Raw genomic sequence first — 14,498 nt, forward strand, 5'->3', positions numbered from 1 at the left:
TACGTCACTGGGGGCACCCCTCGTCGGAGGAGTGCCCCCAGTGGCATTTTTTGCGCATGCTGGCGAGTATTTCGTGTCGTAACGTCCTCATATGAGTAACCCTGTGCCGCCGCGCAAGGACCCTGACCAGCCGTGGCGTACCGAGGGAACGCCACCGGACTCGACCGGTCCGCCCTCCGGGAGAAGGAAGATGCCCGGGGGCTGGATCGGCCTCGTCGTCGCCGTCCTGGTCGTGTTCGTGATCGCCCTCCTGGCGCTGTCCTTCTTCAACGAGGGCACCGAGCCGACGATCTCGTACACGGAGTTCAGCAAGCAGGTCGACAACAACAACATCACCAAGATCTACTCCAAGGGCGACGCGATCCAGGGCCAGCTCAAGACGGCCCAGGCCAATCCGGACGGCGGCGGGAAGTACACCAAGTTCAAGACCCAGCGCCCGTCCTTCGCGGACGACAAGCTCTGGCAGAACCTGGAGAAACACCAGGTCACGGTGACCGCCTCACCAGTGGTCCAGCAGCGCAGCTTCCTCTCCAACCTGCTGATCTCCCTGGCCCCGATCGTGCTCCTGGTAGTGCTGTGGATGTTCTTCGCCCGGCGGCTGCGGACGGGCCTCGGAGGCCCGGGCGGCATGCTCGGCCGCAAGGCACCCCCGAAACCGGTCGAACTGCAGCCCGGCGCCCAGCGCACGACCTTCGCCGACGTGGCCGGAATCGACGAGGTCGAGGGCGAACTGAACGACATCGTCGACTTCCTCAAGAATCCGGACGAGTACCGCAAGATGGGCGCGAAGATGCCGCGCGGTGTGCTCCTCGCGGGTGCGCCCGGCACGGGAAAGACCCTGCTCGCGCGCGCCGTGGCGGGGGAGGCGGGCGTTCCGTTCTTCTCGGCCTCGGCATCGGAGTTCATCGAGATGATCGTGGGCGTGGGCGCGTCCCGGGTCCGAGAACTCTTCGCCGAGGCCCGAAAAGTGGCCCCTTCGATCATCTTCATCGACGAGATCGACACCATCGGGCGGTCCCGGGCCGGCGGCTCGGCGATGGGCGGTCACGATGAGCGCGAGCAGACCCTGAACCAGATCCTCACTGAGATGGACGGCTTCTCGGGCTTCGAGGGCGTCATCGTCATCGCGGCGACGAACCGTGCGGACATCCTGGACCCGGCGCTGACCCGCCCCGGCCGCTTCGACCGGATCGTCAACGTCGCGCCCCCCGACCGCCGTGGCCGTGAGGCGATCCTGCGGATCCACACCCGCGAGATCCCGCTGTCCCCGGAAGTGGACCTGGCCCAGGTGGCCCGCACGACGCCGGGCATGACCGGTGCGGATCTGGCCAACCTCGCCAACGAGGCGGCGCTGCTCGCCGTCAAGCGCAAGCAGGCCGAGGTGGCGCCGCCGGACCTCTCCGAGGCGCTGGAGAAGGTGCAGCTCGGTGCGGAGCGTTCCCTGGTGATGCCCTACGAGGAGCGCCGCCGGACCGCGTACCACGAGAGCGGCCACGCCCTTCTCGGCATGCTGCAGCCGGGTGCCGACCCGGTTCGCAAGATCACCATCGTCCCGCGCGGGCGCGCGCTGGGCGTCACGCTCTCGACACCGGACACCGACCGGTACTCGTACACCGAGGAGTACCTGCGCGGTCGGATCATCGGTGCCCTGGGGGGCATGGCCGCCGAACACGTCGTCTACGGAGTCGTCACGACCGGCTCCGAGAACGACCTCGAACAGGTCACCAACGTCGTTCGCGGCATGGTCGCCCGCTGGGGCATGAGCGAACGGGTCGGCCGCCTCTCCGCCCTCCCGAGCGACGCCCAGCAGGCCTACGGCCTCGCCGCCGCGCCGGCCACGCTCGACTCCATCGACCACGAGATGCGGCGCATCGTCGACGAGTGCTACGAGGAGGCGTGCCAGAAGCTCCGCGACCACCGGGACCAACTGAACGCCCTCGCGGAGGCCCTCCTCGCGAACGAGACGCTGGAGGAGGCACAGGCGTACCGGATCGCGGGCGTGACACGCGTGAAGAAGGAGGAGGTGTGAGACTCCGCCCCGGATCTGTTCGGCCGCGGGTTGCTCGCGTAGTTCCCCGCCCCTTGTTAGGGGCGGGGGGAACTACGCGATCTTTTGGCGGGAGTCTGGGAGCGCAGCCCCCAGGGATGGGACGGGCAGGGGTGGCGGGGGCGTGGACCCGGCGACCTCAGCCCGTGCGAGCGATCAGGTACCTGAAGACGTTCGGCATCCACACCGTGCCGTCCCCGCGCTGATACGGATGCAGCGCCTCCGTCAGCTCCTTGCCGACCTGCACCACATCCGTCGCACCGACCGCCGCGTCGAACAGCCCGGTCGACAACAACCCCCGCACCGCGCTCTCCACGTCCGCGTACCCGAACGGACACGCCACCCGCCCGGACCCGTCCGGCCGGAGCCCGGCCCGCTGGGCCACCTCCTCCAGGTCGTCCCGGCGAGGAGCCTGCCCGCACCCCTGGCCCGGCAGCACCGCGGACGTGGCACACCGCTCAGGCGGCCCCCATCCGACCAGCACCACGGCCGCCCCCCGCTCGGCGAGCGGAGTCGCCGCCGACAGCAGCTCCCCGAGTTCCTCGGCGTCCCCGGGCGCGCACCCGATCGGCTCGAACGCGGTCACCAGGGTGTACGCGGCCGCCGTCGGGTCGGCGAGGTCCGAGGGGGACCCCTCCACGATCCGGGCGTCGCCACGCGCGCGTGTGCCCCACCCGTCCGGCAGTAACCGTTCCCGCGCGAGCGCCACCCGTTCGGGCGAAGAGGAGTCGACGCCGGTCACCGCCGCTCCCCGGGAGGCCGCCATCAGAAGGGCCAGCCCCGTACCGCAGCGCAGGCCGAGGACCCGCGTCCCGGCGCCCACTTCGAGCCGCTCGTAGACGGCTTCGTAGAGCGGCACCAGCATCCGCTCCTGGATCTCGGCCCAGTCACGCGCGCGTGCACACGGATCCACCCGGGGCGGCGCAGCCGCGTGAGGTAGGTGATGCCGCACGAGCGTAGGTGTCATCGAAAGCGCCCCAATCCGCCGAGAGTTGCCGCTGCGCCCCGTTTCCCTTGCCCCCGTGCAGTGCGCTCGCTCTTCCCCCGTATGTCAGGTAACTCCGCACTCGTCGCGCCGTCCAGGGGTTGTGGCGCGCTGCTTGCGCGCTGTCCGCGCGCGGCACAAGAATTCACATGCCGGCAACGTGTGCCCGTACCATCGCGCCATGGCAAAGGCACCCGTTCTCACGCCCCAGGCGGACGACTTCCCGCGCTGGTACCAGGATCTGATCGCCAAGGCCGAACTGGCCGACAACGGACCGGTGCGCGGCTCCATGGTCATCCGACCGTACGGGTACGGGCTGTGGGAGCGGATGCAGGCGGAGATGGACGCCCGCATCAAGGAGACGGGTACCCAGAACGCGTACTTCCCGTTGCTGATCCCGCAGTCGTACCTCACCAAGGAGGCCGACCACGTCGAGGGCTTCGCGCCGGAGCTCGCGGTGGTCACGCACGGCGGCGGCAAGGAGCTCGAGGAGCCCGCGGTCGTCCGACCCACCTCCGAGATGATCATCAACGAATACTTCTCGAAGTGGGTGCAGAGCTACCGCGACCTGCCGCTGCTGATCAACCAGTGGGCGAACGTGGTCCGTTGGGAGCTGCGGCCCCGCCTCTTCCTGCGTACGTCCGAGTTCCTCTGGCAGGAGGGCCACACCGCGCACGCCACGTACGAGGACGCCCGCGACTTCGCCGCGCACATCCACCGCCAGGTGTACGAGGACTTCATGCTGAACGTCCTCGGCATGGATGTCGTCCCCGGCCGCAAGACGGTCAAGGAGCGCTTCGCGGGTGCCATCAACACCCTCACGCTCGAAGGCATGATGGGCGACGGCAAGGCCCTCCAGATGGCCACCAGCCACGAGCTGGGCCAGAACTTCGCCAAGGCCTTCAACACCCAGTACCTGTCGAAGGAAGGCAAGCAGGAACTGGTCTGGCAGACCTCCTGGGGCTCGACGACCCGCATGATCGGCGCCCTGGTGATGATGCACGGCGACGACAACGGACTGCGCGTCCCGCCGCGGCTCGCGCAGATTCAGGCCGTCGTCCTCGCGATCAAGGGCGACGAGGCGGTTCTGGCCAAGGTCCGCGAAATCGGCGACCGGTTGAAGGCGGCGGGTGTACGCGTCCACGTGGACGACCGCACCGACGTCCCGTTCGGGCGGCGCGCCGTCGACTGGGAGCTCAAGGGCGTCCCCGTCCGCGTCGAGGTCGGTCCCCGTGACCTGGAGAACGGCACCGCGATGCTGGCCCGCCGTATCCCCGGCGGCAAGGAGCCGGTCGCCATCGACGCTCTGGTGGAACTGCTCCCCACCGTCCTCGAAGAGGACCAGGCGCTGCTTCTGAAGCAGTCGCGTGAGCGCAGGGAGTCCCGCACCGCGGAGGTGTCGACGATCCAGGAGGCCGTCGAGACGGCCACCGCCGGCGGCTGGGCGCGCATTCCGTGGGCCGACCTCGGAGAAGAGGGCGAGGCCGAGCTCGCCGAGCACTCCGTGACCGTACGGTGTCTGGTCGCCGAGGACGGGTCGGTGCCCGACACCGACGACGCACCCGGTAACGTCGCGGTCGTCGCGCGCGCTTACTGAGTAGGCCCGCAGGGAGGCCGAAACGCCTCTTGCGCATCTGATGACCACAGGGGCCCCGGCGCGCGGACACCCTCTACGCGCCGGGGCGTACGCGTTACTACGTACCGGCTTGGTGTGAGCTGTGAGGCTTCTCCGCAGATCAGCGCACCCGCCCTCGTCCGGACGCATCAGCGGCAACTGACGGGTACGTGCAAATTATTTGGGATGCCCCGGAATAGGAACACAGAGGCCCCCCGGCTCGTTGTCATTACGTGAGCACGACACCACCTGTTCTCGCCGCAGAGCTGGCAGGGGCGTGGGCCGACATTCAGCGGCACCACCCCGAACTGCCCGATCTTGCCGCGCCAGAGTCCCTGATCGGAGAGTCGTCGTCCGCCTGCGGGCACGAACTCTCCTTCGAACGACTGCTGCATGAGGCAGTCCATGGCATCGCCGCCGCCCGCGGAGTCCGCGACACTTCGCGCGCCGGCCGGTACCACAACCGCAGATTCCTCGCCATCGCCGAAGAGCTGGGCCTCGACCACCCGGAGGAGCCGCACCCCAGCAGTGGCTTCTCCCTGGTCACGCTCAACCCCGAGGCGAAGCGTCGCTACCGCCCGACGATCGAGCGGCTGCAACGCGCCCTCAAGGCACACACCGCCGCGACCGCCGCGGACACGGCCCGCTCGTTCCGGGGCCCGGCTGCCCGGCACGGCTCCTCCGGGGGAGGCGTCCGCGTCAAGGCGGTGTGCGACTGCGGCCGCAACGTACGGGTGGTCCCGTCCGTGCTGGCGCAGGCGCCGATCGTGTGCGGAGGATGCGGGAAGCCGTTCCGCATCCCCGAGGTCGTGGGCGCCGCGGCGAGCTGAGCGGACGGCTGCTCGTGGCAGCCGTACTCAGTCGGAGTCAGCCCCGCGCGGCGGCACCCGGTCCGAGCCGGGTGCGCAGCCGACCTCGGCGGTGACCCCCGGTGCCGGGCATCCGGCGCCGGGGGTCACCGCACGCTGCCCCGTGAAGGCGACCCGCCAGGGTGTGGCACAATGGCTAGCTGTACTCGACAGCCGCACAGGACCCCTCTCTCCTCCGGCTGACGCGTCCATCGGGCACTCGGGTACCGCAACCCCACGCGGCCATCTCGCCGTGCCCAACCACGTCAAGACCAGGAGACACCACTTCCGTGGCAGTCAAGATCAAGCTGAAGCGTCTGGGCAAGATCCGTTCGCCTCACTACCGCATCGTCGTCGCCGACTCCCGTACCCGCCGTGATGGTCGGGCCATCGAGGAGATCGGTCTGTACCACCCGGTGCAGAACCCCTCGCGCATCGAGGTCGACTCGGACCGCGCGCAGTACTGGCTGGGTGTCGGCGCGCAGCCGACCGAGCCCGTGCTCGCCATCCTGAAGCTGACCGGCGACTGGCAGAAGTTCAAGGGCGAGCCCGCCCCTGCTCCGCTGCTCGTGGCCGAGCCGAAGGCGACGCGCCCGTCGTTCGACGCCCTGGGCGGCGACGACGAGGGCAAGGGTGAGGCCATCACCCAGAAGAAGAAGGCTGAGAAGAAGGACGAGGCCCCGGCCGCGTCCTCTTCGTCTGAGTCGACCGAGGCCTGAGCATGCTCGAGGAGGCTCTCGAGCACCTCGTGAAGGGCATTGTCGACAACCCCGACGATGTGCAGGTCGCCTCGCGCGACCTGCGCCGTGGGCGCGTTCTCGAGGTCCGGGTACACCCCGACGACCTCGGCAAGGTGATCGGCCGCAACGGCCGTACCGCCCGCGCTCTGCGGACCGTCGTGGGTGCCATCGGCGGCCGAGGTGTCCGCGTCGATCTCGTCGACGTGGACCACGTCCGCTGACGTAACAGGCAGCACCGGCTCGGGCCGGGGAGGGCTTTCGAGCCGTCCCCGGCCCGTAGTCGTCCCCGAACCCCATGCCGTAGGTACATCGACAGGAGATCAAGCACAGTGCAGCTGGTAGTCGCTCGCGTCGGCCGCGCCCACGGCATCAAGGGCGAGGTCACCGTGGAGGTCCGTACGGACGAGCCGGAACTCAGGCTCGGGCCCGGCGCCGTCCTGCTCACCGATCCGGCCTCCGCCGGACCGCTGACCATCGAGACCGGCCGGGTGCACAGCGGCCGTCTGCTGCTGCGCTTCGCAGGCGTACGCGACCGGAACGCCGCCGAGGCGCTGCGCAACACCCTCCTGATCGCCGAGGTGGACCCGGACCAGCAGCCCGAGGACCCGGATGAGTACTACGACCACCAGCTGATGGACCTGGACGTGGTCACCAAGGACGGGACGGAGGTCGGACGGATCACGGAGATCTCCCATCTGCCCTCGCAGGACCTGTTCGTCGTCGAGCGGCCCGACGGGACCGAGGTGTTGATCCCCTTCGTCGAGGAGATCGTCACCGAGATCGACCTGGAGGAGCAGCGGGCCGTCATCGACCCGCCGCCGGGCCTGATCGACGACCAGGCGGAAATCGTCTCCTCCAGGGACACGGAAAACGCCTCCGCCAAGGACGACGAGGACTCCTCGGGGGCCGACGCCTGATGCGGCTCGACGTCGTCACGATCTTCCCCGAGTACCTGGAACCCCTCAACGTCTCGCTCGTCGGCAAGGCACGCGCGCGTGGGCAGCTGAAGGTGCACGTGCACGACCTTCGGGAGTGGACGTACGACCGCCACAACACGGTCGACGACACCCCGTACGGCGGCGGCCCCGGCATGGTCATGAAGACCGGGCCCTGGGGCGACGCCCTGGACTCCGTCCTGGCCGACGGCTACGAGACCGGCTCCCACGGGCCCGTCCTGGTCGTACCCACGCCGAGCGGACGCCCCTTCACCCAGGAACTCGCCGTCGAACTCTCCGAGCGCCCCTGGCTGGTCTTCACGCCCGCCCGCTACGAGGGCATCGACCGCAGGGTCATCGACGAATACGCGACCCGGATGCCCGTCTACGAGGTGTCCATCGGCGACTACGTACTCGCCGGCGGAGAGGCGGCCGTACTCGTCGTCACGGAGGCCGTGGCGCGGCTGCTGCCGGGTGTTCTCGGCAACGCCGAGTCCCATCGTGACGACTCGTTCGCCCCCGGCGCCATGGCCAACCTCCTGGAGGGGCCCGTCTACACCAAGCCCCCGGAGTGGCGCGGCCGCGAGATCCCCGACGTGCTGGTCAGCGGTCACCACGGGAAGATCGCCCGCTGGCGCCGCGACGAGGCCCTGCGCCGTACGGCGGCGAACCGGCCCGACCTCATCGAGCGCTGCGACCCTTCCGTCTTCGACAAGAAGGACCGCGAAATGCTCTCGATCCTGGGCTGGCAGCCGGAACCCGACGGTCGATTTTGGCGCAGACCAGAGGCCGTGGAAGAATAGGCCGCTGTTGTCTGCGTAGACCGGGCGCCCCTGCCACAGGGGGACACGACGCCCGTCCCGACGCGGCGGCACCCTCTTGGAAAACTAGCTCCCGTTGATGACCTGTGGCATCAGCGAAGAAAGCAGACGAAATGTCTCACCTGCTCGACTCCGTCGACAGCGCGTCGCTGCGCAGCGACATCCCGGCCTTCCGCCCGGGCGACACCGTCAACGTCCACGTCCGCGTCATCGAGGGCAACCGCTCCCGTGTGCAGCAGTTCAAGGGCGTAGTCATCCGCCGCCAGGGCGCCGGTGTCCGCGAGACCTTCACGGTCCGCAAGGTCTCCTTCTCGGTCGGCGTCGAGCGTACCTTCCCGGTGCACACCCCGATCGTCGAGAAGATCGAGCTCGTCACCCGTGGTGACGTGCGTCGCGCGAAGCTGTACTACCTGCGTGACCTGCGCGGCAAGGCCGCGAAGATCAAGGAGAAGCGCGACAACTGAGCTCGCGAAGGGGTTCACATGGACGCCGGATAACATCTGGCTCCGATGGACACCGAAGCACAGCACACGGAGCGCGACCGCTCCTCCCGCCCCACCGAGTCCGAGGACATCTCGGACGACGAGGGGCCGGAGGGACGGTCGCGTTTCGCGTTGGTGGACCGGGCCGCCGACTGGCTCCCAGGTGGGCGGATCACTCTGACCGTGCTGGTCTGTCTGCTGTTCCTGGTGCTGTTCAGCAACTTCGTGATGCAGCCGTTCGAGATTCCCAGCAGCTCGATGGAGCGCGGATTGAGGATCGGAGACCGCGTTCTCGTAAACAAGTTGGCGTACCGTTTTGGTGCTGAGCCGCGGCGCGGCGATGTCGTCGTGTTCGACGGCACCGGGTATTTCGGGAACGCCGACTACGTCAAACGCGTCGTCGGTGTGGGGGGAGACCACGTGGTCTGCTGCGACAAGGAGGGGAGGCTCGAGGTGAACGGCCGGTCGGTCGACGAGTCGACGTTTCTGTACCCGGGGGACAGCCCGTCCGACGTCTCCTTCGACGTCGTGGTGCCCACCGGCAGCCTGTTCCTCCTCGGAGACCACCGCAGCGCCTCGAGCGACTCCCGCGACCACCTGGGGTCTCCCGGCGGCGGCATGATCCCCGTCGGTGATGTGATCGGCAGGGCCGACTGGATCGCCTGGCCCGCGGGTCACTGGACCCGGCTGCAGCGTGCCGCCGCCTACGCGCGTGTGCCCACCGCGGACGGTGTCCATGGGTAACCGCGGCAGGCCACGTGGGGTCTCCGACCACGCCGCCGACAACCTGCTGCCCACCGGCACCCGGCGCGCCGCCGGCGGCGCCGTACGGCCCGGCCGTGCCGAGCGCCGCAAGCTGCAGCGCAAGGTCAAGCGGCGCCGACGGCGCTCCGCCATCAAGGAGATACCCCTCCTCGTGGGCGTCGCGGTGCTCATAGCCCTGGTCCTCAAGACCTTCCTCGTCCAAGCCTTCGTGATCCCGTCGGGTTCCATGGAGAACACGATCCAGATCGGCGACCGTGTGCTCGTCGACAAGTTCACGCCATGGTTCGGCTCCAAGCCCCAGCGTGGCGACGTCGTCGTCTTCAAGGACCCCGGCAACTGGCTGGCCGGGGAGAAGACCACCAAGAAGAACGACCCCGTCGTCGTCAAGCAGGTCAAAGAGGGCCTGACGGCCATCGGTCTGCTGCCCTCCGACAACGACAAGGACCTCATCAAGCGGGTCGTCGCGGTCGGCGGCGACACCGTGAAGTGCTGCGACACCCAAGGGCGCGTGACCGTCAACGGCATGCCGCTCAACGAGCCGTACATCCAGGCAGGGAACAAGCCGTCGGACTTCCCGTTCGAGGAGACCGTGCCCAAGGGCCGTCTCTGGGTGATGGGCGACCACCGAGCCAACTCGGCCGACTCCCGCTACCACCGCACCGAGAAATACGGCGGTACCGTCTCCGAGAGTTCGGTCGTCGGCAGAGCCATGGTCATCGCCTGGCCCTTCGGGCACTGGACCCGTCTGAAGGAACCGGACACGTTCGCGTCCGTACCGAGCGGGTCGGCAACCGCCCTCGGCCCGTCGCATAGGGTGGCGTCCGCGGATCTCAATCGATTGATCCCGCTCCCGAGCCCTGCGGAACTCCCGCTCGTTATGGGAGTGGTGGGCCTGCGCCGGATCCGGCGCAGGCGGCGGCACGGAGTGAGGAGTGGATGTGGGGGATTTGGCGGTCGGCGCACGATCCGGACACGATGGCCCCGAGGAGCAGCCGGAGCGACCCGACGGATCGGCCACCCCGGCCACGACCGACGTCACGGGCTCCGGGAGTGACTCCGGGGACGGCGGCGGCAGTACGAAGGAGCAGGGCGAGCAGGAGCCGAAGCCCAAGAAGCCACGTTCCTTCTGGAAGGAACTCCCGCTCCTCATCGGTATCGCGCTCGTTCTCGCGCTGCTGATCAAGACCTTCCTGGTCCAGGCGTTCTCGATTCCCTCGGACTCGATGCAGAACACCCTTCAGCAGGGCGACCGGGTTCTGGTCGACAAGCTCACCCCGTGGTTCGGTTCGGAGCCCTCGCGCGGCGAGGTCGTCGTCTTCCACGACCCCGACAACTGGCTGGCGGGCGAGCCCACGCCCAACCCGAACGCCGTGCAGACGTTCCTCAGCAAGATCGGCCTGATGCCGTCCGCCAACGAGAAGGACCTCATCAAGCGTGTCATCGGCGTCGCCGGTGACACGATCGAGTGCAAGGGCACCGGCCCGGTGACGGTCAACGGCAAGGCACTGAACGAGGACTCCTACGTCTACGCCGGGAACACCCCGTGCAGCGTCGACGACCAGGGCGGCCAGTTCAAGGTGACGGTACCCAAGGGCAAAATCTGGGTCATGGGTGACCACCGGCAGAACTCGCTGGACTCGCGCTATCACCAGCAGGACGATCACCAGGGCTTCGTGCCGGTGGGCAATGTCGTCGGCCGCGCCATCGTGATCGCCTGGCCGCCCACCCGCTGGGACACGCTGCCGATTCCCGACACCTTCGACCAGAACCTCAGCGCGGCCGCTCCGGGCGCGCTCGGGCTGGCCGGCGCGGTGCCGTTGGTGCTGTGGCGCAGGCGTCGCCTTACCGCCGGAAACCCGAGGGTTTCTGGTCGGGGTACCGCCGGGTAGGGTGCCGTCCCAGATCGCCGATCTTCCGCGGCCCGCAGGTGGGGCCGTGGGATCGATTCTCCGAGTTGGGGGAGCACTGGGATGAGCAGGACGTCAGGTCGTACGGACGAGGGCCGCGGGCGGCTCGGCAGTGTGCTGTCGGGGTTGGCCGTGGCCCTCGGCTGTGTGCTCTTTCTCGGCGGCTTCGCCTGGGGTGCGATCGAATACCAGCCGTACACCGTGCCGACCGAGTCGATGGTGCCGACCATCAAGGCGGGCGATCGCATTCTGGCCCAGCGGATCGACGGCGGTGACATCAAGCGTGGCGATGTCATCGTCTTCAAGCAGAAGAGCTGGGGCGACATGCTCCTCGTCAAGCGGGTCGTCGCGGTCGGTGGTGACACGGTCGCGTGCTGCACGAACGGCAAGCTGACCGTCAACGGCAAGCAGATCGACGAGCCGTATCTCGCCAAGGGCCAGGCCGCGGAGTCGACCCAGATCCCGACCGTCGAGGTGCCCAAGGACCGGCTCTTCCTGCTCGGCGACGAGCGCAGCGGCTCACTGGACTCCACGGCCCACCTCACCGAGGCCTTCAACGGCACCGTCGCGCGCAGCGCGGTGAAGGGCCGGGTGGACGCCATCGCCTGGCCGATGGACGGCATGCTGGCGCGCCCCACGGGCTTCGAGACGCTGGGCGGGATCTCGTCGCCCGGGCCGCTGCGGCTGGTCCTGACCGCCATCGTGGTCGGCGCGGTGCTGGTGCTGGGCGGAGCGGCGTACGGGCCGATCGCCACGCGGCTGAGGCGTCGCGGCCGGACGCGTACGGAGCTCGCCGGTGCCGCCTGAGGCGTCGTACGGGGGTCCGATCGAGGACTCCGACGGCGGGCCCCGGAAGGTGGCCAGGGTCGTGCTGCTCGACGAGCAGGACCGCATTCTGCTGCTGCACGGCCACGAGCCGGACGATCCGGCGGACGACTGGTGGTTCACACCCGGCGGAGGCCTCGAGGGCGACGAGACGCGGGAGGAGGCCGCGCTGCGGGAACTCGTGGAGGAGACCGGCATCACCGAGGTCGAGCTGGGCCCGGTGCTGTGGCGGCGGAGCTGTTCGTTCCCGTTCGCGGGACGGCGCTGGGACCAGGACGAGTGGTACTTCCTGGCCCGTACGAGCCAGAAGGGAACCGTCGCCGCCGGGCTGACGGAGCTGGAACGGCGCAGTGTCGCCGGAGCACGCTGGTGGACGTGCCGGGAACTGACCGAGGCACATGAGACGGTGTATCCGACCAGACTCGCCGGGCTGCTGCGCAGGCTGCTCGACGAGGGTCCTCCGGCCAGGCCCGAGATCCTCGACACCGAAATCGTCTAGAGGCTCGCGGGGCTGGCGCACAATAGGGGGACGCACGGCTGAAGGGGAACATGCCATGAGCGCCGAGGACCTCGAGAAGTACGAGACCGAGATGGAGCTGAAGCTCTATCGGGAGTACCGCGATGTCGTCGGTCTGTTCAAATATGTGATCGAGACCGAACGGCGCTTTTACCTCACCAACGACTACGAGATGCAGGTGCACTCGGTCCAGGGCGAGGTGTTCTTTGAGGTGTCCATGGCGGATGCCTGGGTGTGGGACATGTACCGACCTGCTCGTTTCGTGAAGCAGGTGCGTGTCCTCACGTTCAAGGACGTGAATATCGAGGAGCTGAACAAGAGCGATCTGGAACTGCCGGGCGGTTGATGACAGGCGGTTGACGACGGGCGGCCGGTCGAGCGACCGATAGCGGGCCGGGAACCCTCGTGTGGGTGAGAGGGCTGTCCACAGTCGGCCGTTTGTCCACCAAGATCCAATAGCCGGTCGAAGTGGCCTCAGTGTTGGCGCCGGAGGTGGTGCCGACATGAACACACCCGAGGCACGCAACGCACTGGGCAAGTACGGCGAGGATCTGGCCGCACGACGGCTGACCGAGACCGGGATGACGGTCCTGGCGCGCAACTGGCGCGGCGGCAGGACCGGCGAGATCGACATCGTGGCCCGGGACGGCGACGCGCTCGTCGTCTGCGAGGTCAAGACGCGCAAGGCGGGAGCCTTCGAGCACCCGATGGCGGCCGTCACGCCGGCCAAGGCACAGCGCCTGCGCGGCTTGGCCGAACGCTGGCTCCAGGAACACGGCGGGGCACCACCCGGCGGCGTCCGCATCGATCTGATCGGCGTCGTCCTCCCCGATCGCGGCGCGCCCGTGGTCGAGCACGCGCGGGGGGTGGCCTGATGGGATTCGCGCGTACCTGTGCGGTGGCCCTCGTGGGCGTCGAGGGCGTGGTCGTCGAGGTCCAGGCGGACCTGGAGCCGGGCGTCGCGGCCTTCACCCTGGTCGGCCTGCCCGACAAGAGCCTGACCGAGAGCAAGGACCGGGTCCGGGCGGCGGTGGTGAACTCCGGCTCGGCGTGGCCCCAGAAGAAGCTCACGGTCGGCCTGAGCCCGGCATCCGTACCCAAGGGCGGCAGCGGCTTCGACCTGGCCGTCGCCTGCGCGGTGCTGGGAGCCGCCGAGCGCATCGATCCCCGGGTGCTCTCCGACATCGTGATGATCGGCGAACTGGGCCTGGACGGACGTGTGCGGCCGGTGCGGGGCGTGCTGCCGGCGGTCCTGGCCGCAGCCGACGCCGGGTACGAGCAGGTGGTGGTGCCCGAGTGCGCGGCCGCCGAGGCCTCGCTCGTACCGGGGATCTCGGTGCTCGGGGTGCGCAGTCTGCGCCAGCTGATCGCGGTGCTCACGGACGAGCCGGTGCCCGAGGAGGATCCGGACGAGCAGGGGCGACCGGATCCGCTGATGGCGGGACTGCGGATGCCGGGCACGGGCGCCGCCACCGGCATGCACGGCATGGGCGCGGCCCAGCACGACCACGGTCACGACCTCGCCGACGTCGTGGGCCAGCACTCGGCACGGACCGCCGTGGAGGTCGCGGCGGCGGGCGGTCACCACCTCTTCCTGGAGGGTCCCCCGGGAGCGGGCAAGACGATGCTCGCCGAGCGGCTGCCGGCCGTCCTGCCGCGGCTCACCAAGGGCGAATCCCTGGAGGTCACCGCCGTCCACTCGGTCGCCGGCCTGCTGCCACCGGGCAAACCCCTGGTCGACATCGCTCCCTACTGCGCCCCGCACCACTCGGCGACCATGCAGGCCCTCGTCGGCGGCGGCCAGGGAATCGCACGGCCGGGCGCGGTGTCCCTGGCGCACCGCGGGGTGCTCTTTCTGGACGAAACGCCCGAATTTAGCAGCCAGGCCCTCGACGCGCTGCGCCAGCCCCTGGAGGCGGGGCATGTGGTGATCGCGCGCAGTGCGGGGGTGGTGCGGTTTCCGGCGCGGTTCCTGATGGTGCTGGCTTATGCGGGGGCGGACATGTCCATC

At 69.1% G+C, this 14,498-nt stretch carries 16 protein-coding genes and 1 pseudogene; 16 read left to right on the top strand and 1 reads right to left on the bottom strand.

Annotation, left to right across the window (positions count from 1 at the left end; genetic code table 11):
• Window positions 1–91 precede the first annotated feature (91 nt).
• Window positions 92–2,029, top strand: coding sequence for an ATP-dependent zinc metalloprotease FtsH (gene ftsH / locus FNV62_RS35735; protein WP_097286405.1), 1,938 nt, complete (start codon window positions 92–94; stop codon window positions 2,027–2,029).
• A gap of 157 nt (window positions 2,030–2,186) precedes the next feature.
• Here the strand turns inward: ftsH and FNV62_RS35740 are convergent, their stop codons facing one another.
• The gene (locus FNV62_RS35740) at window positions 2,187–3,014 is read right to left on the bottom strand and encodes a class I SAM-dependent methyltransferase (RefSeq protein ID WP_143628257.1); all 828 of its coding nucleotides are present in this window, start codon (window positions 3,012–3,014) and stop codon (window positions 2,187–2,189) included.
• A gap of 199 nt (window positions 3,015–3,213) precedes the next feature.
• Between FNV62_RS35740 and proS the strand changes: the two genes are divergently transcribed.
• The 15 genes and pseudogenes from proS to FNV62_RS35815 all read left to right on the top strand — a co-directional run.
• Window positions 3,214–4,629, top strand: a complete 1,416-nt coding sequence (gene proS, locus FNV62_RS35745; protein ID WP_097289227.1) for a proline--tRNA ligase — start codon at window positions 3,214–3,216, stop codon at window positions 4,627–4,629.
• Between the two features lie 251 nt (window positions 4,630–4,880).
• Window positions 4,881–5,477, top strand: coding sequence for a hypothetical protein (locus FNV62_RS35750; RefSeq protein ID WP_054235363.1), 597 nt, complete (start codon window positions 4,881–4,883; stop codon window positions 5,475–5,477).
• 308 nt (window positions 5,478–5,785) lie between these two features.
• Complete coding sequence (rpsP, locus tag FNV62_RS35755) at window positions 5,786–6,214, top strand: 30S ribosomal protein S16 (protein WP_060901212.1); 429 nt, start codon at window positions 5,786–5,788, stop codon at window positions 6,212–6,214.
• Window positions 6,215–6,216: 2 nt separating this feature from the next.
• Window positions 6,217–6,456 (top strand): RNA-binding protein, encoded by a 240-nt coding sequence (locus tag FNV62_RS35760; protein WP_005479813.1) that lies wholly within the window; start codon window positions 6,217–6,219, stop codon window positions 6,454–6,456.
• A 108-nt stretch (window positions 6,457–6,564) separates the two neighbouring features.
• Window positions 6,565–7,152, top strand: coding sequence for a ribosome maturation factor RimM (gene rimM, locus FNV62_RS35765; protein WP_097286407.1), 588 nt, complete (start codon window positions 6,565–6,567; stop codon window positions 7,150–7,152).
• Window positions 7,152–7,973: a tRNA (guanosine(37)-N1)-methyltransferase TrmD gene (trmD, locus tag FNV62_RS35770; protein WP_097286408.1), complete on the top strand. Its 822-nt coding sequence runs from the start codon at window positions 7,152–7,154 to the stop codon at window positions 7,971–7,973. The genes rimM and trmD overlap by 1 nt, the downstream gene beginning before the upstream one ends.
• A 131-nt stretch (window positions 7,974–8,104) precedes the next feature.
• Entirely contained in the window at window positions 8,105–8,455 is a 351-nt protein-coding gene (gene rplS, locus FNV62_RS35775) for a 50S ribosomal protein L19 (protein WP_054235359.1), read from the top strand.
• A 45-nt stretch (window positions 8,456–8,500) separates the two neighbouring features.
• Window positions 8,501–9,217, top strand: coding sequence for a signal peptidase I (gene lepB, locus FNV62_RS35780; RefSeq protein ID WP_054235358.1), 717 nt, complete (start codon window positions 8,501–8,503; stop codon window positions 9,215–9,217).
• The gene (gene lepB / locus FNV62_RS35785; RefSeq protein ID WP_054235357.1) at window positions 9,210–10,292 is read left to right on the top strand and encodes a signal peptidase I; all 1,083 of its coding nucleotides are present in this window, start codon (window positions 9,210–9,212) and stop codon (window positions 10,290–10,292) included. Before lepB (FNV62_RS35780) ends, lepB (FNV62_RS35785) begins: the two co-directional genes overlap by 8 nt.
• Window positions 10,177–11,127, top strand: a complete 951-nt coding sequence (lepB, locus tag FNV62_RS35790; protein ID WP_097286409.1) for a signal peptidase I — start codon at window positions 10,177–10,179, stop codon at window positions 11,125–11,127. The genes lepB (FNV62_RS35785) and lepB (FNV62_RS35790) overlap by 116 nt, the downstream gene beginning before the upstream one ends.
• A gap of 81 nt (window positions 11,128–11,208) precedes the next feature.
• Window positions 11,209–11,952 carry a signal peptidase I gene (gene lepB, locus FNV62_RS35795; protein ID WP_097286410.1) on the top strand — a complete coding sequence of 248 codons (744 nt, stop codon included), beginning with the start codon at window positions 11,209–11,211 and terminating at the stop codon, window positions 11,950–11,952.
• Window positions 11,942–12,469, top strand: a complete 528-nt coding sequence (locus tag FNV62_RS35800; RefSeq protein ID WP_143628258.1) for an NUDIX hydrolase — start codon at window positions 11,942–11,944, stop codon at window positions 12,467–12,469. Before lepB (FNV62_RS35795) ends, FNV62_RS35800 begins: the two co-directional genes overlap by 11 nt.
• A gap of 55 nt (window positions 12,470–12,524) precedes the next feature.
• Window positions 12,525–12,833, top strand: coding sequence for a DUF2469 domain-containing protein (locus tag FNV62_RS35805; RefSeq protein ID WP_003965949.1), 309 nt, complete (start codon window positions 12,525–12,527; stop codon window positions 12,831–12,833).
• 157 nt (window positions 12,834–12,990) lie between these two features.
• Window positions 12,991–13,362: a YraN family protein gene (locus FNV62_RS35810; protein ID WP_095852379.1), complete on the top strand. Its 372-nt coding sequence runs from the start codon at window positions 12,991–12,993 to the stop codon at window positions 13,360–13,362.
• Window positions 13,362–14,474: pseudogene (locus tag FNV62_RS35815) on the top strand (YifB family Mg chelatase-like AAA ATPase); the annotation flags it as partial. The gene FNV62_RS35810 and the pseudogene FNV62_RS35815, both read left to right, overlap by 1 nt.
• Window positions 14,475–14,498 lie beyond the last annotated feature (24 nt).

Source organism: Streptomyces sp. RLB3-17, from assembly GCF_007113425.2.
In the GTDB taxonomy this organism is placed as follows: Bacteria; Actinomycetota; Actinomycetes; order Streptomycetales; family Streptomycetaceae; genus Streptomyces; species Streptomyces mirabilis_D.